Raw genomic sequence first — 19902 nt, forward strand, 5'->3', positions numbered from 1 at the left:
CTACCTCTAGTCCTCCAGATAAAACTTTTATTGGACGTCGTAGCAAACTTGCTAGTGTCATTTATTTTATATTAGGCGCTTTGAATTTCTTACATTGCCTTCTTTATTTTCAGCGGGTATTTTCTCCAACGGTGAAACCTGACTTCGTCATTATTCCAATTTTTATAGGTTTAAATATTTATTTTTTGACTCGCGAGTTCATCTATAAATTCTTCCATTGGTGTGGCTATCATGCCTTACCTGAGTTAGTCAAGTTCGGGAGCGGACGCTAATCCTTTCACTTGCCTGTCTTCGAAAGACACACCGAAAACTATAAAATCTATTACAGTAAAAGATCAAAGAAACATCAATTTCTCTTCTTTGTGAGCTATATTTTATATGTAAATTTAATTTTAGGAGTTCTTTTGCTCTTCTCATGTGTATACTGGGGTATTTTCATTGAGAGTTCATCGGAATTTCAAGATTGGCACGCTTTTCTATTTATTTTTTCACTAATCATCCTGTATATCTCTATTGAAGCTTTATTTAAAAAATATAAGCATTGGTTTAAAAATTATTTTAAACTAGATGATAAAATAGTAGAACGCGGCTTTCCGATATATACTTTGAAAGAAAAATAAAAGACAAACAATATTGTTTGTCTTTTTCGTTTTTAAAATAACTTATAGTCCTTCTCACTCTGTAAAGAGAGAGGCAAATAAACTACCCTTTAAATGGGAACTTGTGCTTAAATCCCAACAAAAGCTTTAATCTCATCTGCAGTCATAGAAGAATCACAACGAACAGCTACTTGGCCGTCTTGAACATGAACAAAACCAGGAACCGTCGGAATGCTGTATTCTGAACGGAAGGCTTGCAGTTTCTCTAATTCGCTAGCTTCTTCGCTATTGATAAAGAAAATATGCGCCTTGGTATCAGCGACAACACCTGCAAGAGTAACAGCGAATTTACGGCAGTATGGGCAAGATTGGCGACCGACGAAGAAAGTTGCAGTTTCTTTGTCAGCAATAGCTTGGCGAGCTCGGTCAACAGTTGTGACTTCCAAGTCTTTAATATTTTGAGCAAATTGTTCCATAAATAATCCTCATTTCTTTTGATAAAACTAGTATGCCATAAAAAGCAGAAAAATGCTTGATTTGGAAACGAAAAACCAGAGAATGTGAATTTCATTCTCTGGTTGATTGGTTGATAGTGTTATTTTACTTGATAAAGGCATTAATCTCTGCTTCAATAGCAGCAATTTTTGCTTGAGCATCCTCATTGCTATCACCGACAACGGCAATGTAGAATTTGATTTTTGGCTCTGTTCCGGATGGGCGGACAGCAATCCATGAACCATCAGCCAAGGTGTATTTCAGCACATCGCTTGGAGGAGTTGTCAAGTTTGTAACAGTACCATCTGCAGCAGTAGCAGTTTGAGTCTTAAAGTCTTCTACAACAGTGATAGCTGTTGCGTTCCATTCTTTTGGAGCATTATTACGGAACTTAGCCATGATAGCCTTGATTTGCTCTGCTCCATCAACACCGGACAAGGTTACAGAGATAGTCTTTTCAGCAAAGTAACCATACTCTTTGTAGATTTCTTCAATACCGTCAGCCAGAGTCAAACCACGTGAGCGGTAGTAGGCAGCAAGCTCAGCAACTACAAGAACGGCTTGAATAGCATCTTTATCACGTACGAATGGTTTGATCAAGTAACCGAAGCTTTCTTCAAATCCCATCATATAAGTGTGGTTGTGTTTTTCTTCGAATTCTTGAATCTTTTCAGCGATAAATTTGAAACCAGTCAAGACATTGAACATGGTTGCGCCATAACTTTCGGCAATCTTAGTTACCAAGTCAGTAGAAACGATAGACTTGCAGAGAGCTGCGTTAGCTGGCAGAGTTCCAGCACTCTTATGAGCTTCCAAGATGTACTTAGCCATGATGGCACCGATTTGGTTACCTGAAAGGTTGAGATAGCTGCCGTCTTTTTGCAGAACTTCTACACCGACACGGTCAGCATCTGGGTCAGTTGCAACCAAGACATCTGCACCAACCTTGCGACCCAATTCCTCAGCTAAAGCAAAGGCTGCTTGGCTTTCAGGATTTGGAGATTTAACAGTAGAGAAGTCAGGGTCGGCTACAGCTTGCGCTTCAACGACTTGCACAGAGTCAAATCCTGCTTGAGCAAGAGCGCGGCGAGCTAGCATTTCACCAGTACCGTGCAACGGAGTATAGACAATCTTCATGTCCTTACCGTATTCATCAATCAGTTTTTGGTTGATATTGACATCTTTAACTTCCTTGAGGTATTCAGCATCAATAGCATCGCCAATCACTTCAATCAAGCCGGAAGCTTTTTCAGCTTCAACATCAGCTACCTCAATCGCAAAAGGATTTTCAATCGCACGGATGTAATCAGTCAATGCATCTGCATCATGCGGAGGCATTTGTCCGCCGTCTTCACCATATACCTTGTAGCCGTTAAATGGAGCAGGGTTGTGGCTGGCTGTAATCATGATACCAGCAAAAGTTCCCAAATGGCGCACTGCAAATGAAAGTTCTGGTGTTGGGCGTAGGCTTTCAAATACATAAGACTTGATGCCATGTTTAGCCAAGACTGCAGCAGATTCAAAGGCAAATTCTGGTGAAAAATGACGAGAGTCGTAAGCAATCGCAACACCGCGTTTTTTGAACTCATCACCTTTTTCTTCAATCAAGCGAGCCAAACCTTCGGTTGCCTGACGGACAACATAAATATTGATACGGTTGGTACCAGCGCCGATCAAGCCACGCATACCAGCAGTACCAAACTCAAGGTTTGTATAAAAGGCATCTTCCTTAGTTTTTTCGTCCATACCTTCTAACTCTTTCCGAAGATAGTCAGGAAGTTCAGCGAAGTCAAGCCATTTTTTGAAGTTTTCTTGATAGGTCATAGATGGAGTCTCCTTTATATTTAAGATAGAAAATCACTGTGTGGTTTTAAGAAAGGGCACAAGATTTTCTTGTTTGTTCAATCGCTTTCATTGTAACATATTTTCATATTTTTTGAAAGTACTGACCTAAAAAATAGTGAAATACTTTGAAAAAATGAGCATGCTTGGATCAAAAAAAATAATCACGCTAGGTGATTATTTTTTAAGTTTTTCAAGTGCTGGAACGATTGCAACTGTAAGGATAGCAGAAATAATCATTTCTGAGATTGCATTAGCTGAAAAAATCAATGCAAGCATAGCTTTGATGTCTCCATTGTAAACAGATGAAAATAGAATGAAAATTCCTCCGAGAACGAAGATGGTGTTAGTCATTGAGCCCACAGCACCAGCTAAAACTAAACCTGGCTTAGTTTTCATCCATTTGTAGACAAAATACGGAGTGATTCCGATTAAAATACGTGGAACCATAGCGATCATCAATGAATTGATGCTGCCGTTTTCTACAAAAGGACTGAAGAGGTAGCTAGTTGGCAGCAGGACAACGGTGTTGGTCACCACACTGATTACCCCCATCAGGGCTCCAAGAACAGCTCCAATTCGCGGTCCGTAGATAATACTAGCGATAATGACTGGAATATGGATAATGGTCGGTTTAATCGGAACCGGTAGTAGGTTGAAAATAACAGAGCTCAGCAGATGGAGCACTAACATAATAGCAAAAAAGATAGCAATTTGCGCGATACTAGATTGTTTTCTCATTTATAATTTCCTTTACTTTTTCTATAATAATATTGACATCAGCTAGAGCGCCAGTCCCATGATCTCCGCAAGCTAGAACAGCTTCACGCGGTTCGATAATCTCCCAGCCAAATTTTTTTAATCTTTCCAAATTGTGCTGAGTTAGGGGATTTTCATGCATCTTGGTATTCATGGCTGGTGCGATGGCTTTTTTGACATGAGACGGGAGAGCAAGGGCTGTAGCGGTTACCATATTATCCGCTAGACCATTAGCCAGTTTGGCGATGGTATTAGCCGTTGCGGGAGCGACTAAGAAAAGATTTGTTTCTTTGCCGATCTCAATATGGTTGACCTTGTCTGGCCTCGGCTCGTCCATAAGGTCAAGGGAAACAGGATTCTTTGATAAAACCTGTAAGGTCAGCGGGGTGATAAAGTGACTGGCAGCTTCCGTCATGAGAACAGACACACTGTAGCCTAGCTTACCCAGCTGGCTCGTAATATCTGCTGCTTTATAGGCCGAAATACTGCCCGTGACAGCGAGAGTAATATGGGTCATGAACTGTCTCCTTTCTGGATATGGCTTAACAATTGTTCAGCAATTTCTTCTTTGGAGAAAGCTTCTGTGACAGTGTTTGCACCAAGGAGGTAGGCGTGGTGTTGCCCACTAGTAATTTCAGTCAAATCGTTGGCTACAATTAATTCAGCTTGATTTTTTTCAAGGCTAGCTCTAGCAGTAGCCAGTAACTCTTCTTTAGAAACGCCAACTAAGAGCTTAAAGCCAATCAATCGAATATTGGGGTTCCATTCCTTGACCTTGCTGATGATTTTAGGATTTTTCTTGAGGAACAGTACCTGATAGTCATCAGCAGACGAAATCTTACTTTCAGAATTACTTTTTTCCAAAAATTTTGCCAAATCTGAACTGGCAAGAACCTCCTCAAATCCTGCCATATAAACTGGTTTATAGTCAGAAACAGCCATCGAATGAATGAGTACGTCATGAGCAGGCACCAGTCCTTCCGTGGCTGTCAGGAGCTGCTCCGTATCTTCAATGATCTTAATCGTTAGGTTGTCATGCGGGTCAGGTTTGACAGCTTTAGCCGTTGTCAGCAGAGTCACCGAAGCACCCTCGGCCAAGCAATGCTCGGCTATCATTTTCCCAAGTTGACCCGTCGAATGATTAGTGATAGAGCGGACTTGGTCGATTTTTTCACTCGTTCCGCCAGAGGTAATCAATATATTCATAGCTTTATTCTACAAGAAAAAACGAATTTAGTAAAATAAAATAAACTTAATGTTTTATTCAGCTAAACTTATTTTTTCTATGAAAAACTCTATATCCTCTAAAAGAATATAGAGTAATTACCGAACGTTGTGTTGTTATTGGAGTTTAAATGTGCAGTTTTATATCATATTTGTTATAATAGTTTTATCAAATTAGAGGAGTTCCTAATGAAAACAGATATCGAAATTGCTCAGAGCGTTGCCCTACAGCCTATTGTGGATGTAGTAAAAAAGGTTGGTATTGACTACGATGACTTGGAGCTGTACGGAAAGTACAAGGCCAAACTCAGTTTTGACAAGATTCGTGAAGTAGCAGAAAATCCTGTCGGCAAGCTGATTTTAGTGACGGCAATCAATCCGACTCCAGCTGGAGAAGGTAAGTCTACCATTACCATTGGACTGGCTGACGCGCTTAATAAGATTGGCAAGAAAACAATGATTGCTATCCGCGAACCGTCCCTAGGGCCAGTGATGGGAATCAAAGGAGGCGCAGCAGGTGGTGGTCACGCGCAAGTTTTACCGATGGAAGACATTAACCTGCATTTCACTGGTGACATGCACGCCATTACGACTGCTAATAATGCTCTGTCTGCTCTCATCGATAATCATTTGCATCAGGGAAATGAGCTGGGTATCGACCAACGTCGCATTATCTGGAAGCGGGTGGTTGACCTGAATGACCGAGCACTACGCCATGTGACTGTCGGCTTAGGCAGCCCTCTCAATGGTATTCCGCGCGAAGATGGTTTTGATATCACGGTTGCTTCTGAAGTCATGGCGATTCTTTGCTTGGCAACGGATATTGAAGATTTGAAAAATCGCTTGGCTAACATCGTTATCGGCTATCGCTATGACCGCACGCCAGTCTATGTTCGTGACCTTGAGGTAGAAGGAGCCTTGGCATTAGTCTTGAAAGATGCGATTAAGCCAAATCTAGTACAGACTATTTACGGAACACCAGCCTTTGTTCATGGCGGACCGTTTGCCAATATCGCCCATGGCTGTAACTCGGTCTTGGCGACTAGTACAGCGCTGCGTTTAGCTGATTATACGGTGACAGAAGCCGGATTCGGTGCAGACCTTGGTGCTGAGAAATTCCTCGATATCAAAACTCCGAACTTACCAACTTCTCCAGATGCAGTGGTAATTGTCGCAACACTTCGTGCTCTTAAGATGAATGGTGGTGTGGCCAAGGATGCACTTACAGAAGAAAATGTTGAGGCGGTACGTGCTGGCTTTGCCAATCTCAAACGTCACGTTGAAAATATCCGTAAGTTCGGTATTCCAGCGGTAGTAGCTATCAATGAATTTGTCTCTGATACGGAAGCTGAAATTGCTGCTCTTAAGGAACTCTGTGCAGAAATCGGAGTACCAGTTGAGTTAGCTAGCGTCTGGGCTGATGGTGCCGAAGGTGGTGTGGCCCTAGCTGAAACTGTTGTCAAAACCATTGACGAAAAACCAGCACACTACACTCGTCTTTATGACAATGACTCAACTATCGAAGAGAAGATCGAGAAAATTGTCACTGAAATCTATCGCGGTTCAAAAGTAAACTTTGAGAAAAAAGCGCAGACTCAGATTCGTGAAATTGTCAAGAATGGCTGGGACAAGCTGCCAATCTGTATGGCTAAAACACAGTATAGTTTTTCAGATAATCCTGCTGCTTTGGGCGCGCCAGAAAACTTTGAAATTACCATTCGTGAATTGGTACCAAAACTTGGGGCAGGCTTTATTGTGGCTTTGACAGGAGATGTCATGACCATGCCAGGATTGCCAAAACGTCCTGCGGCACTCAATATGGATGTGGCGGCAGACGGCACAGCGATCGGTCTGTTCTAATTGAATTTAAGATATAAGAAGAGGTTGGGCTAAATAGCGCTGGGCCTCTCTTTTTTAGACTTAAATTCCAGATATTTTGATATAATAAAGCCATATTCCCATCACCTAGTTTTTGCTCATAGGAGGATGAACATTGAAAAAAAGAAGTCTCAAACAGGAATTAATTTATTTGGCCTCAGGGGAATCGATAAGTGTCGTGTTGTTCTGTATCGTGTATGTTCTGCATACGAAACCAGAGACCCGATTTGCCACATCCAGTGCCGTCCTTTATTTCCCACTGTTAATTCTTAATCTGATATTGGTTCAAGGTTCCCTCTATTGGCTTAACTGTTTAAGACGAATCCAAAAGAAGAAGGCCCTGAAAGCTCAACTACTTGTACCTCTTTATAAAGGATTAAAAGTGCTAGATTTAATGATGCTGCTTGCATATATACCGATTTGGATCTGGTCTTTTAGAGTGAGTAGTAGCAGTAATATCATTATTGGAGTTTTACTTTGGTTGTTTGCCATCATTGAATTTGTAAATTATTTTTACTATCGCCTGTCTTACTATGCAATGGGTGGCCTAGGACTGCAAGTGATGAGGCCTCTCAAGTTATTATTGACGGGAAAAGCAGCCAAATCCCAAATTGCAAAAGAAATTTCCTTATACGAAAAAAATATGGAGCATAAATAATGAAAAAGAAATACCTATTAATAGCTCTTTTGAGTATTGGTCTTTTGACCTTGACCGGTTGTCAGTCTGTTGAAAAGTGGTTCAAAAATGCCAAGGAGGAATGGCTTGGTTTAGAGATGACGGTTCGCACCTATGATGAAAATTCTCAGCTCATTGACCAGATGTCAGGCAAGTCCTTATCCATCTCGCGTAACGAGGAATTTGACTCAGTTGATGCGGAGGGAAATTCCAAGGAAGATTCTTCTGTGCTCAAAATCACCTTGGGTAAGTATGAGATTGACCATGTGGGATCTTCCTTAATAGCAGAAGAAAAAGGCTTGAAAGATGTGTTTGCCCAGTATCAAAAGACGGCAGATGTTGAGGAGAATAGCCGTTCAGTTCCCGTTTTAAATCGCATGATTTCAGCTTTTAAAAACGACTTTACTGGCAAGAAGAAGGTCATTCTGATTCGCTCTCAAAACGGGACTCCTCTAGCAGCTTATGCTGTCGACCGTGTCTCTCTTGATAAGTCAGATGCTCCTAAAACTTCTGAGTTGCTGATTGACGGCAAGCGTCTCGTTATTTACCGCTGTGACTACACTATTTATGACCGTGAATTGCTGGAGTAAGCTATGAATGTAGAGGAATTGGTAAAAGAGTTAAAAGCTGTAGCTAACCCTGATGATGCAGTGGCTATGAAATCCTATATGAAAAATAAATTTGAGTTTCTAGGAGTCAAGACTCCAGCCAGACGGAAACTCGCAAAAGCTTTTTTCAAACAGCAAACTGACTCTGTTATTGACTGGAATTTTATAAATGAAGCTTGGAACAATCTTTATCGAGAATTGCAGTATGCCGCGCTAGATTATCTGGAGATTAGCAAGAAGCTGTTGACTCCATCTGACTTGCCTTGTTTGAAAAAGCTGGCTCAAACAAAATCTTGGTGGGATACTATTGACTTTTTGGATCGCTTGGTCGGATCAATCATTGCCCGATTTCCAGAAACCAAAGAGATTATTTTATCCTGGAGTTGTGATGAGGATATCTGGCTGCGGCGCTTGGCCATCGATCATCAGCTGCTGCGAAAAGAGGAAACAGACACAGGGCTGTTGGAGAAAATTTTAGTCAATAATCTAGGCCAAACAGAATTCTTTATTAACAAGGCAATCGGCTGGGCGCTGAGAGATTATTCCAAAACCAACCCAGACTGGGTCAGAGATTTTATCGAGCGGCATCAGGCAGAAATGGCTGCGCTTAGTATTCGAGAGGGAAGTAAGTATTTATGAAACATATTTATTTAAAATATCTGGAAGAGAAAGATTATTCGGCTTGGCTGGAAGGATTTTCCGATAGACTGCCTTCCCAATCTCCATTTGATGATGGGTTTTTAGATATGACAATTTGTACAGAAAGTTGGTTTGCGGATTTGGTGGCTAAGCACCGAGATTTCCGAGAGAAAGACCAACAGTATATTTGGGGAATTTATGATGCAAAAAGCGGAAAACATGTAGGAATGGTTAATTTATTTGTGCTGGCTAGAGACGATTTTCAATGGGCGGAAATAGGTTATACGATACATAATCAATTTTGGCGTCAGGGCTACGCCAGAGCTATGCTAGGTGAACTTAAGAAAGTCAGTCGTGAACTAGGATTTCATCGTTTAGAAGCACATGTTGATCTACAGAATATCCCTTCACAGAATTTGCTGGAGCAAGCTGATTTCTATCTTGAAGGAGTACGGAAACAATTCCAAAAAGAAGGTCAGGAATGGAAAGATAGACAAGTTTTTGTTTATATTTTAGATTAAATACCTTGACAAAACGGAGAAAGATAAGGTAAACTATATTTCGTGCGATGAGTCGATATGCAGATTTTCTGCAAATTGAAGCATGGGAGGTCATAACGCAGGAGCGGACCTTGATCAGTTGTGTGAACCTGCTGATCACACGAAAGTGCCCCTATCCCCAGTCTACGGATTGGGGATTTTTCTATGTCTCTTAGATTGGCGAGACCATTGGTCGAAGCTGATCCTAGAGACATTGATACTGAGACGGTCGTCGTCGTGAGTGCTATTGCTCTTGAGGAAACAACTTCGCAGAAGACAGTTGAGTCGTAGAGCAATGGATGCAGCTTTGTTCGTGAGAACAAAATTTGTAAACCATGAAACTTCTCTCAGAGAGGCAAGACGGTTGGTCGCAGTCGAGCTTAGAGACATTGATACTGAGAGGGTCAGTATTGTGAGTGCTGAGCATTGCAACAAAATAAGTCCGTAATTCTTTAGAAATATTTGCATTTTTCCTTAAAAATAGTATAATACTAGAATATACAAAATTTTTAGAAAATTCAGAGGTGGATTGTATGGGATATACAGTTGCTGTAGTCGGCGCGACAGGTGCTGTTGGCGCTCAAATGATTAAAATGCTGGAAGAATCGTCACTTCCAATTGATAAGATCCGTTATTTGGCTTCTGCTCGTTCAGCTGGTAAGGTTCTTCAGTTCAAGGGACAAGATGTTACCATTGAAGAAACAACAGAAACTGCCTTTGAAGGTGTAGACATCGCTCTTTTCTCAGCTGGTGGCTCTACTTCAGCAAAATATGCTCCCTATGCAGTTAAAGCTGGTGCAGTCGTAGTGGACAACACCTCATATTTCCGCCAAAATCCTGATGTGCCTCTGGTTGTTCCAGAAGTCAATGCTCATGCACTAGATCAGCATAAAGGGATTATCGCTTGTCCCAATTGCTCAACAATCCAAATGATGGTGGCTCTTGAGCCTGTTCGTCAAAAATGGGGCTTGGAGCGTATCATTGTTTCAACTTATCAGGCGGTTTCTGGTGCAGGTATGGGAGCGATTCTTGAAACGCAACGCGAGCTTCGTGAAGTGTTGAATGATGGTGTGAATCCACGTGATTTGCATGCGGAAATCTTGCCTTCAGGTGGTGACAAGAAACACTATCCTATCGCTTTTAACGCTCTTCCACAAATCGATGTCTTCACTGACAATGATTACACATACGAAGAGATGAAGATGACTAAGGAAACTAAGAAAATCATGGAAGATGACAGCATTGCAGTATCTGCAACATGTGTGCGTATTCCCGTCTTGTCAGCTCACTCTGAGTCTGTTTACATCGAAACGAAAGAAGTGGCTCCAATTGAAGAAGTCAAGGCAGCCATTGCAGCTTTCCCAGGTGCTGTTCTTGAAGATGACGTAGCTCATCAAATCTATCCTCAAGCAATTAACGCAGTTGGTTCACGCGATACTTTTGTAGGTCGTATTCGTAAAGACTTGGATGCAGAAAAAGGAATCCATATGTGGGTCGTTTCAGACAACCTTCTCAAAGGTGCTGCTTGGAATTCTGTCCAAATCGCTGAAACTCTTCATGAGCGTGGTTTGGTCCGTCCGACGGGAGAAGTTGTTTTTGAATTAAAATAAACTGTCTGAAAATACGTGACAGGTCGAGGATTGAATATCTGTCATTCAATCCTCTTTTCATACAAAGAGAGGTAAGTCTATGGCATACGCAGATTTGAAGAATTGTAAAATCATCACAGCTTTCATCACGCCTTTTCATGAAGATGGCTCCATCAATTTTGAGGCCATTCCAGACTTGATTGAGCATCTTTTGGCTCACCATACGGATGGAATTTTGCTAGCTGGGACGACTGCAGAGAGTCCAACCTTGACTCACGATGAAGAATTGGAGCTATTTGCGGCAGTTCAAAAGGTTGTTAAGGGGCGTGTTCCTTTGATAGCTGGTGTCGGTACCAACGAAACGCGTGACTCCATCGAATTTGTCAAAGAAGTAGATGTCTTTGGTGGTTTTGCGGCTGGTTTGGCTATTGTTCCCTACTACAATAAACCGTCTCAAGAAGGCATGTATCAGCATTTTAAAGCCATTGCGGATGCTTCAAACCTGCCTATTATTATCTATAATATCCCAGGACGGGTAGTAGTTGAGATGACACCTGAGACTATGTTGCGGCTGGCAGAACACCCAAATATTATCGGCGTGAAAGAATGCACCAGTCTGGCGAATATGGCTTATTTGATTGAACATCGTCCAGAGGAGTTCCTGATTTATACAGGTGAGGATGGCGATGCCTTTCATGCTATGAATCTGGGGGCTGATGGAGTTATTTCCGTTGCTTCTCATACAAATGGTGATGAAATGTTTGAAATGCTGGATGCTATTGAGCACAATGATATCAAAAAAGCAGCAGCTATCCAACGGAAATTCATCCCTAAAGTCAATGCACTTTTCTCTTATCCAAGCCCAGCCCCAGTCAAGGCTGTGCTTAATTACATGGGATTTGCAGCGGGTCCAACCCGCTTACCGCTTGTGCCAGCTCCTGAAGAAGATGCCAAACGCATTATCAAGGTCGTGGTTGATGGCGACTATGAAGCGACGAAAGAGACTGTTAAAGGTGTCTTGAGACCAGATTATTGATCGGCAAATTTGTTTTAGAGGATACAGGTATAAGTGAGGTGTGATTTCATAATATGACAGAAAAGCATAGTCAACGAATCGAAGAGTACAAGGCAAAGCACAGTCTGGAAAAACTTGAGGGGAAGAGAGTTTACGACAAACCAATTATTCGAACTGGTGATAAGGCAAGTTTCTATGGCGCAGGTTTAATTTTGTTAGGATTTGGTTTAGTGGCTCTTTATTTACTCCTTAACCTTATAACAGATTGGGATTTAAAACTTTTCTCTCTTATATGGGAAACACTTGCTGGATTAGGGATTGTTGTCAGTCTTTTCGGGGCTTTTAAAATTGGTCGGTTAGAGTTACATACTGTGTCAATGATAGCAGACAAAGAGAAGAATTTTGACATTAAAAGAGCTTTCAATCTTTATAATGTCATCCACAAACCGACTAAGAAAGTTTTACTTCAATACGATAGTGAGGATGATAGTTTGATTTCTCTAAACGCTGGGGGTGATTTATTAGTTGAGCTCCTAAAGAAAGTTGAGGAAGAGAAATTGCCTTTTAATAAGATTAACAAAACTCTGAAATTAGAAGAAGTATCTGAAAATCATTGGAAAATGCATTATCGTTACAAGAAACAAGACATTGTATTAGAGCAAAGTGAGAGTGGGACAGAAATCGGTAATTCGTTAGAATTCGATTTCGTCGTCCCACCTCCGCACAGTTGAGTAGGGCTGTAAAAGCTGATGAGATCAGCGTAGTAGAGCCCACTCAACCACCGCGTCTTGCTCGACAATCCAAAGACAATTGAGAGGCTAGGACTTTTGTCCCAGCCTCTTATTAGTTAGTTCTATTAACTTGATAAAAAGACTAATACTTATAGTTCTCTGAAAAATATTTCAAAAGGATTGTATCTGAATGGTGCATCAAACGTTAGATAACATTCTAAGGATTGTGGTTCGGTTCATCTCTGCAGCCCTTTTTCTAAATGTTCCATTCTTTTTGAAAAAAACAAGAAAAAATTGTATAATGACAGGGTAAGTCTTCGCTTGAGAGGTGAGAAAATGCAGGTTCGTAAGGCAAGCAAGGATGATTGGCATCAAATCCAAAAAATATGTAGAGAAACTTGGCTGACTACCTATAAAGATATTTACTCCTCTTCCTACATAGAGCGAGTGTTTGACATGTTCTATAGCCAAGAACGTTTGCACAAGGACTTGACTGAACTTTCTACCGAATGGAACGGCTATTGGCTGGCAGAAGTGAATGGGCAGATGCTTGGTTGTATTGGTGGTGGAATGAGTGAGGACGGCAGAGCCAATGTTTATGTTCTCTACGTCTTGCCGCAGGCTCAACGTTTGGGAATCGGTCATGAGTTATTGGAGACCTTGACAACTTATCAAAAATCACAATATCAGGCTAGAAAACAAGCCGTCACAGTAACTGAAGGAAATGCTATTGGTCTTCCTTTTTATGAAAAAGAGGGCTTTGTCTTTGACTCTGCTACTGAAAATTGGATTGATAGCAGTCAAGCCAGAGATTTACATTACATCAGAAATATATAAATAAAGGAGTATTTTATGAAAGTTATTAAACGTAGTGGGGAAGTCGTTGATTTTGACCCAGATAAAATCTATCAAGCGGTATTAAAAGCAGCTCAAACTGTTTATGTCTTGACAGACGACCTCCGTCAAAATCTAGCCTTGGTGACAAAAAAAGTCGTGTTAGATTTGGAAGAAGCCAAGGTTGAGCGTGCGACTATCAGTATGATTCAGTCTATGGTTGAAAATCGTCTCTTGGGAGCAGGTTATATCACCATTGCTGAGCATTATATTTCTTACCGCTTGCAGCGTGATTTGGAGCGCAGTGGTTACGGTGATCATATCGCTGTCCATTTGCATTTTGAGCAAATCCGATAAAAATGCTGAAAAGCCCACATGGGCTTTTTCTTTTTTTAAACTCAATATAAAAAGTCAGTTCAAGGTAGATCTTTCTTCAAAGTTTGTAACCGCATTCAAAGATTTTTTCCTAGTTTTTATTAGAAAAAGACCTTTCAAAGCCAGTCAAATCAATATGTATAATCTCAACTTATGGTCTTATTAATCTTTCTTAAGTAGACATTATAACATATTAGATATAAAATGAAAGCGTCAACAAATACTGAGCCGCAAAATGAAAGCGCTCTTATTACAAATAAAAACTATACAAAAGGAGTCAATAAAATGGCAACTAAAGAAGAAATTTTGCGTGAACTATACCCTGAGGATCTTTTCCACTATGCAGATGGCTTGACATTGGGAGAAGCTGAAGTATTACAAGAAACTCGTCGTTTGATTGAAAAACACCTTCGTCCTGTAATCAATGAATATTGGGAAGCACCTGATTTCCCATTCGAACAATTCTATGCTGTTGCTAAAGGCGCTCAAATTATGAACAACCCTAAATTGTTCGAAGGTCGCGAAGGCAACTACAAACCATCAGAACTTTATATCGCATTCTTGTATTTGGAATTAGCTCGTTTTGATGCGTCTATAGCAACTTTCTTCACAGTTCATGGTGGACTTTGCTACAACACAATCTTGCTTGGTGGTGACGAGCGTCAACAAAAAGAATTCCTTCCTAAATTGGCTGCATTTGACTGGCAAGGATGTTTCGCTTTGACTGAGCCGTTGTCAGGTTCTGACATTGCTGGAGGTCTTGCTACAACAGCTGAGCGTGTTGGCGATAAATGGATCTTGAACGGAGAAAAACGTTGGATCGGTGGATCAGATACAGCTGATGTTGTTCCAGTATTTGCCCGCGACGTTGAAGATGGAAAAGTGAAATGCTTTATCGTTCGTAAGGGAGCTCCTGGATATCATGCAGAACCAATCCCACACAAGATTGCTCTTCGTTGTGTCCGTAATGGCCATATTACCATGAAGAATGTAGAGGTTCCAGATTCAGACCGTTTGGTAAATATCAATGGTTTTGGTGATGTAGCCCGTATCTTGACCTTCACTCGTGCGGACGTTGCTCACATTGCTATGGGAGTGACTTGTGGATCATATGTTGCAGCTCTTAAATATGCTAAAGATCGTGAACAGTTCAAACGTCCAATCGCCAAATTCCAAATTGTTCAAGAAAAATTGGCTCGTATGCAAGCAAATGCTGTAGCAGTTATTGCTTATTCAACTCGTATTGCAGAAATGCAAGAAGCAGGTAACGAATTGATGCTTAACTCTGCACTTGCTAAGATGCACAACTCATTGGTAATGCGCGAAACAGTTGCTCTTGCTCGTGAAACTTGCGGAGGTAATGGTATTACACTTGAGACAGACGTTGCTCGTTTCTTTGCAGATGCTGAATCAATCTATACATATGAAGGTTCACACGAAGTGAATGCCTTGATTGTTGGTCGTGAGATTACTGGTGTTGGAGCATTTGTATAATAATGAATTTGGAACGATTGCTCAGCATTTGCTAGTGATCGTTCCGATTCTTTCTTTTTGAAGTTTATATTTTGATAGTAAATAGGAGAAAAAAATGAGTATTTCAAAAGTGATGATCATTGGATCAGGTCAAATGGGAAGCGGTATTGCACAAGTCTTTGCTCAATCAGGTTTCACAGTTTATCTCAATGATATCAAGGAAGAGTTTGTTCAAAGAGGACTAGATGGTATCACCAAGCAATTGTCTCGTTCTGTTGAAAAAGGTCGTTTGTCAGCAGAAGATAAAGATAGCATTTTGGCAAATCTGATTCCTTCTACATCTTATGAAGATGCTAAACATGTTCAATTGGTTATTGAAGCAGCTACTGAAAATCGCGATATCAAATTGAGCATCTTTAAACAGTTGGATGAGTTGACTGATCCTCAAACTATTTTGGCTTCAAACACTTCATCCCTATCTATTACTGATATTGCAGCTGCGACAGTTCATCAAGAACGCGTTATTGGTATGCACTTCTTCAACCCAGCACCAGTTATGAAATTGGTTGAAGTTATTCGTGCGCTTCAAACATCAGATGAAGTTGTGAAAGCTGTTCGTGAATTGACTGAAAAAATCGGTAAAACAGCTGTAGATGTGAAAGATTCGTATGGTTTTGTTGTGAACCGCGTCTTGATTCCAATGATCAATGAAGCTATTTTCATCTTAGGAGAAGGAATTGCTTCAGCAGAAGAAATTGACGAAGCAATGAAACTAGGTGCTAATCACCCAATTGGCCCATTGGCATTAGCTGACTTGATCGGTCTTGATGTCTGCTTGGCTATCATGGGAGTGTTAAACAATGGATTTGGAGATCCTAAGTATCGTCCTGCTCCACTTCTGAAGAAGATGGTTGAAGCTGGTAAGCTTGGTCGCAAGACTAAAGAAGGATTCTTTAAATACTAAGATAATAAGGAGCAAGAAATGAAAGAAGCAGTTATTGTAGCAGCAGTCCGCACACCTTTAGGTTCTTTTGGTGGAACTTTAAAAAATGTTTCGGCTGTTGATCTAGGTAGTTTAGTTATTAAAAGTGCTATTGAACGAGCAAATTTGAAACCAGAACAAGTTGATGAAGTTATCATGGGGAATGTTCTGGGTGCAGGTCTTGGTCAAAACGTAGCTCGCCAAATGAGTGTTAACGCAGGTGTCCCGGTAGTTTCTCCAGCTTTCACTATTAACAAAGTTTGTGGCTCTGGTTTGAAAGCAGTTCAATTGGCGGCTCAAGCTGTATTGTGTGGAGATGCTGATATCGTTGTAGCCGGTGGGGCTGAAAACATGAGCCAAGCTCCTTATGTCCTTCAAAACCAACGTTGGGGCGCTCGTATGGGAGACTCTCAAGTAGTAGACACTATGCTCCGCGATGGCTTGACAGATGCCTTTGGATCCTTCCATATGGGAATTACAGCTGAAAACGTTGCCGAACAATATGGCATTACACGTGAAGACCAAGATAACTTTGCTGTGCAATCTCAAAAGCGTGCAGTTGCAGCGATCGAAGCTGGTCGTTTCAAAGAAGAAATTGTTCCTGTTGAAATTCCGCAACGTAAAGGCGATCCTATCGTATTTGATACAGATGAATTCCCAAGAAAAGACGCTTCTCTTGAAGGTTTGGGTAAATTGCGTCCAGTGTTCAAGAAGGATGGTACTGTAACTGCTGGTAATGCCTCAGGTATTAACGACGGTGCAGCAGCAGTTGTTGTTATGAGTGCTGATAAAGCTAAAGAATTGGGCGTTCCAGTTTTGGCAACGATCAAATCTTACGCAAGCGCTGGACTAGATCCAAAAATTATGGGTTGTGGTCCGATTTACGCATCTCGCAAAGCCCTTGAAAAAGGCGGATTTACAGTGGAAGATTTAGATTTGGTTGAATCCAATGAAGCATTTGCAGCGCAAGCATGTGCCGTTGGAAAAGAATTGAATCTTGATCCTGAAAAAGTCAATGTAAATGGTGGTGCGATTGCTCTTGGTCACCCAATCGGTGCTTCAGGCTGCCGTATTTTGGTAACACTCTTGCATGAAATGCAAAAACGTGATGTTAAACGTGGCCTTGCTACCCTTTGTATCGGTGGCGGAATGGGTACAGCGGTCATCGTAGAACGCTAAACCCTAGTTCATTTTTGAAGTTTTTCATTTGCTTCTACTATATAAACAAGTCCTATCGATGTGATGCTTTTTGCAAACAAGCCTTGATAGGGCTTGTTTTATTCTTTGGGAAATTAATTTGAATATCAAAGCTATAAGCTTAGCTTATTGATGTATAAATGATGATTAAGTAGACGAAGTGTGAGAAATGGTATATCATAATAATGTAAGCTCTTACATTTTGGGTTTAAGTATTTGTTGACACCATACTTAGTCATTCAATTTTTATAAGTAGGAGCATAAAAATGAGTAAAACTGTTTTATTAGAAGTTAAAAACGGGATTGGATATATCACTATCAACCGTCCCGAAGCTTTGAACGCCCTGAGTTCTCAAGTTTTGGCTGATTTGAATGAAGTTCTTGATCAAGTTGAGAAAAGCGAAGAAATTCGCGTTGTTATCGTAACTGGAGCAGGAGAGAAAGCATTCGTCGCTGGAGCTGACATCAAGGAAATGGATTTGATGTCACCTATTCAAGCATTTGAATACATGACATTTGCAAATGATACATTTACTCGCCTTTCAGATTTACGCCAACCAACGATCGCAGTCCTCAATGGTTATGCACTCGGTGGTGGTATGGAGCTAGCACTTTCAACAGATATCCGTATCGGATTTGAAAAAACAGTGGTTGGCTTCCCAGAAGTTGGCTTGGGTATTATTCCAGGATTTGCTGGTACTCAACGGATGTCTCGCTTGATTGGAACTAGCCGTGCCAAAGAACTTATTTTCACTGCTCGTACAGTGAAAGGTCAAGAAGCCTATGACTTAGGTATTCTTAACAAACTGGTTCCTGCTGAAGAATTGTTGTCTTCAGCTGAAGAATTAGCCGCAGCCATCATGAAGAATGCACCGTTAGCTGTTGAAAAAGCAAAACATGTCATTCAAGTTGGTGCGGAACTTCCTCTCAAAAATGCAATCCGTCTGGAAACAGAAGCAGAAGCATTGCTCTTCTCTACAGAAGACAAACTAGAAGGAATGCGTGCTTTTGTTGAAAAACGCAAAGCTGTTTTCAATCGTAAGTAAAAGAGGAGGTATCAGCATGAAATCAGTTGTATCATTATCAGAAGCTATTTCTAAGGTCAAATCGGGTGACATCGTTGGAATTTCTGGATTCCTCGGAGTCGGTGAACCTTTTGAACTGATTGAAGAATTAGTGAAACAAAACCAGCAAGACTTGACTTTGGTATCAGTGGTAACATCTCATCCTGGTAAAGAAGTTGGGGTTGGACGACTTTGTGAAAATCACCAAGTTAAAAAATATATTGCAGCCCACGTAGGAACATCTGCAGCAGCTCAACGTGAATATTTCAGCAAGACTATGGAAGTTGAATTTACACCGATGGGAACTGTTGTTGAACGTCTCCATGCAGCTGGAGCTGGCCTAGGAGCTGTCTTGACTCCGACAGGTGTTGGAACAATCCTTGAAAAAGATTATGAAAAAGTAGAACGTAATGGCCGCGAATATTTGGTCTATGATCCACTTAAAATCGATGTTGCCTTGATCAAAGCGACTAAAGCTGACAAATATGGCAACTTGTATATCGATGGCACTACGAAAAATATTTCCTTGCAATTAGCTCTCGCAGCAGATACTGTTATCGTTGAAGCGAATGAAATTGTTGAAGCTGGCGAAATTAATCCGAATGATATTTATATTCCGGGCATCCTTGTTGACTATGTCGTACAAAGCTTGACTCCAGAAGAACACCATAAGATGATGGGTGATCTTTGGACTGAGACTAAAAAATTGGCGGGGGTGAACTAATATGAAAGCAAAAGAAATTATTGCAAGACGTGTTGCACAAGAATTTAAAGATGGAGATGTTGTCAATCTAGGATTTGGTATTCCAAACGCATCTGCTGACTATATTCCTGACGGAGTAAACGTTATTCTTCAGGCTGAAAATGGAGCTCTTCGCTTTGGTGAAACACCAACGAAAGATAATTACAATCCAAACCTAGCAAACTCTGGAGGAGCGCCAATTACTCTCTTACCTGGAGCAGCTTTGTTTGACTTGCAGACTTCCTTCGCGATCATCCGTGGTGGACACGTTGACGCGACCGTGCTAGGAGCTTTGGAAGTAAGTCAAGATGGTAGTATCGCTAACTGGATTATTCCAGGTAAGTTTGCACCAGGAATGGGTGGAGCTATGGACTTGTTGGTTGGAGCGAAACGTGTTATCGGTGCAATCCAGCATACTACCTCAGATGGTGAATCTAAACTCTTGCCAGAGTGCACTTTGCCACTTTCTGCTAAAGGAGTTCTTGATCTAGTCATTACAGAGTTGGCTGTCTTTGGTTTCCAAGATGGTAAGTTCCTCTTGAAAGAACTTGCTCCTGGCGTTACCTTAGAGGAAGTGCTTGAAAAGACAGCAGGAGAAGTAATTGTTTCAGAAGACTTGAAAACGATGTCAATCTAATAAA

General features: G+C 41.0%; 22 protein-coding genes. 17 read left to right on the plus strand and 5 right to left on the minus strand.

Translation table 11 applies throughout. From position 1 onward, the window contains the following. Positions 1–727: 727 nt before the first annotated feature. From FZ941_RS00995 to FZ941_RS01015, 5 genes are all read right to left on the minus strand, one after another. Positions 728–1075: a PedC/BrcD family bacteriocin maturation disulfide isomerase gene (locus tag FZ941_RS00995; RefSeq protein WP_148886503.1), complete on the minus strand. Its 348-nt coding sequence runs from the start codon at positions 1073–1075 to the stop codon at positions 728–730. Positions 1076–1199: 124 nt separating this feature from the next. After that, positions 1200–2918, minus strand: coding sequence for a phospho-sugar mutase (locus FZ941_RS01000; protein ID WP_148886504.1), 1719 nt, complete (start codon positions 2916–2918; stop codon positions 1200–1202). A 195-nt stretch (positions 2919–3113) separates the two neighbouring features. After that, positions 3114–3677: an ECF transporter S component gene (locus tag FZ941_RS01005; RefSeq protein WP_125446530.1), complete on the minus strand. Its 564-nt coding sequence runs from the start codon at positions 3675–3677 to the stop codon at positions 3114–3116. Beyond that, on the minus strand, positions 3661–4212 hold the full coding sequence (coaC, locus tag FZ941_RS01010; RefSeq protein ID WP_148886505.1) for a phosphopantothenoylcysteine decarboxylase: 552 nt from the start codon (positions 4210–4212) through the stop codon (positions 3661–3663). Before coaC ends, FZ941_RS01005 begins: the two co-directional genes overlap by 17 nt. Then, positions 4209–4901: a phosphopantothenate--cysteine ligase gene (locus FZ941_RS01015; RefSeq protein ID WP_148886506.1), complete on the minus strand. Its 693-nt coding sequence runs from the start codon at positions 4899–4901 to the stop codon at positions 4209–4211. The genes coaC and FZ941_RS01015 overlap by 4 nt, the downstream gene beginning before the upstream one ends. 207 nt (positions 4902–5108) lie before the next feature. Here FZ941_RS01015 and FZ941_RS01020 point away from each other — a divergent pair, with 207 nt between their 5' ends. The 17 genes from FZ941_RS01020 to FZ941_RS01100 all read left to right on the plus strand — a co-directional run bounded on the left by FZ941_RS01020 (position 5109) and on the right by FZ941_RS01100 (position 19898). Beyond that, positions 5109–6779 (plus strand): formate--tetrahydrofolate ligase, encoded by a 1671-nt coding sequence (locus FZ941_RS01020; protein ID WP_148886507.1) that lies wholly within the window; start codon positions 5109–5111, stop codon positions 6777–6779. Between the two features lie 133 nt (positions 6780–6912). Continuing rightward, a complete protein-coding gene (locus FZ941_RS01025) occupies positions 6913–7455 on the plus strand; it encodes a hypothetical protein (protein WP_148886508.1) in 543 nt (180 codons plus the stop codon). Continuing rightward, positions 7452–8063, plus strand: coding sequence for a DUF5052 family protein (locus FZ941_RS01030; protein WP_148886509.1), 612 nt, complete (start codon positions 7452–7454; stop codon positions 8061–8063). The genes FZ941_RS01025 and FZ941_RS01030 overlap by 4 nt, the downstream gene beginning before the upstream one ends. A gap of 3 nt (positions 8064–8066) precedes the next feature. Next, entirely contained in the window at positions 8067–8720 is a 654-nt protein-coding gene (locus FZ941_RS01035; protein ID WP_148886510.1) for a DNA alkylation repair protein, read from the plus strand. Continuing rightward, on the plus strand, positions 8717–9241 hold the full coding sequence (locus FZ941_RS01040) for a GNAT family N-acetyltransferase (protein WP_148886511.1): 525 nt from the start codon (positions 8717–8719) through the stop codon (positions 9239–9241). Before FZ941_RS01035 ends, FZ941_RS01040 begins: the two co-directional genes overlap by 4 nt. A gap of 183 nt (positions 9242–9424) precedes the next feature. Continuing rightward, positions 9425–9550 carry a hypothetical protein gene (locus FZ941_RS10690; protein WP_262366259.1) on the plus strand — a complete coding sequence of 42 codons (126 nt, stop codon included), beginning with the start codon at positions 9425–9427 and terminating at the stop codon, positions 9548–9550. Positions 9551–9792: 242 nt separating this feature from the next. Further along, entirely contained in the window at positions 9793–10869 is a 1077-nt protein-coding gene (locus FZ941_RS01050; RefSeq protein WP_148886512.1) for an aspartate-semialdehyde dehydrogenase, read from the plus strand. A 79-nt stretch (positions 10870–10948) separates the two neighbouring features. After that, positions 10949–11884: a 4-hydroxy-tetrahydrodipicolinate synthase gene (gene dapA / locus FZ941_RS01055; RefSeq protein ID WP_148886513.1), complete on the plus strand. Its 936-nt coding sequence runs from the start codon at positions 10949–10951 to the stop codon at positions 11882–11884. Positions 11885–11937: 53 nt separating this feature from the next. Next, on the plus strand, positions 11938–12594 hold the full coding sequence (locus tag FZ941_RS01060; protein ID WP_148886514.1) for a hypothetical protein: 657 nt from the start codon (positions 11938–11940) through the stop codon (positions 12592–12594). Between the two features lie 336 nt (positions 12595–12930). After that, positions 12931–13431 (plus strand): GNAT family N-acetyltransferase, encoded by a 501-nt coding sequence (locus FZ941_RS01065; protein ID WP_148886515.1) that lies wholly within the window; start codon positions 12931–12933, stop codon positions 13429–13431. 15 nt (positions 13432–13446) lie between these two features. Continuing rightward, positions 13447–13785 (plus strand): ATP cone domain-containing protein, encoded by a 339-nt coding sequence (locus FZ941_RS01070; RefSeq protein WP_015604984.1) that lies wholly within the window; start codon positions 13447–13449, stop codon positions 13783–13785. 303 nt (positions 13786–14088) lie between these two features. Next, positions 14089–15297: an acyl-CoA dehydrogenase family protein gene (locus FZ941_RS01075; protein WP_015604983.1), complete on the plus strand. Its 1209-nt coding sequence runs from the start codon at positions 14089–14091 to the stop codon at positions 15295–15297. Positions 15298–15391: 94 nt separating this feature from the next. Beyond that, positions 15392–16240, plus strand: a complete 849-nt coding sequence (locus FZ941_RS01080) for a 3-hydroxybutyryl-CoA dehydrogenase (protein ID WP_061422821.1) — start codon at positions 15392–15394, stop codon at positions 16238–16240. A gap of 18 nt (positions 16241–16258) precedes the next feature. Then, positions 16259–17437, plus strand: coding sequence for an acetyl-CoA C-acetyltransferase (locus FZ941_RS01085; protein ID WP_148886516.1), 1179 nt, complete (start codon positions 16259–16261; stop codon positions 17435–17437). Positions 17438–17721: 284 nt separating this feature from the next. Continuing rightward, the gene (locus tag FZ941_RS01090; RefSeq protein WP_015604980.1) at positions 17722–18501 is read left to right on the plus strand and encodes an enoyl-CoA hydratase/isomerase family protein; all 780 of its coding nucleotides are present in this window, start codon (positions 17722–17724) and stop codon (positions 18499–18501) included. 16 nt (positions 18502–18517) lie between these two features. Next, positions 18518–19243 (plus strand): CoA transferase subunit A, encoded by a 726-nt coding sequence (locus FZ941_RS01095; RefSeq protein WP_148886517.1) that lies wholly within the window; start codon positions 18518–18520, stop codon positions 19241–19243. A gap of 1 nt (position 19244) precedes the next feature. Continuing rightward, positions 19245–19898, plus strand: coding sequence for a 3-oxoacid CoA-transferase subunit B (locus FZ941_RS01100; protein WP_015604978.1), 654 nt, complete (start codon positions 19245–19247; stop codon positions 19896–19898). Positions 19899–19902 lie beyond the last annotated feature (4 nt).

Origin of the sequence: Streptococcus sp. Marseille-P6264 (assembly GCF_902460355.1) — a bacterium.
GTDB lineage: Bacteria > Bacillota > Bacilli > Lactobacillales > Streptococcaceae > Streptococcus.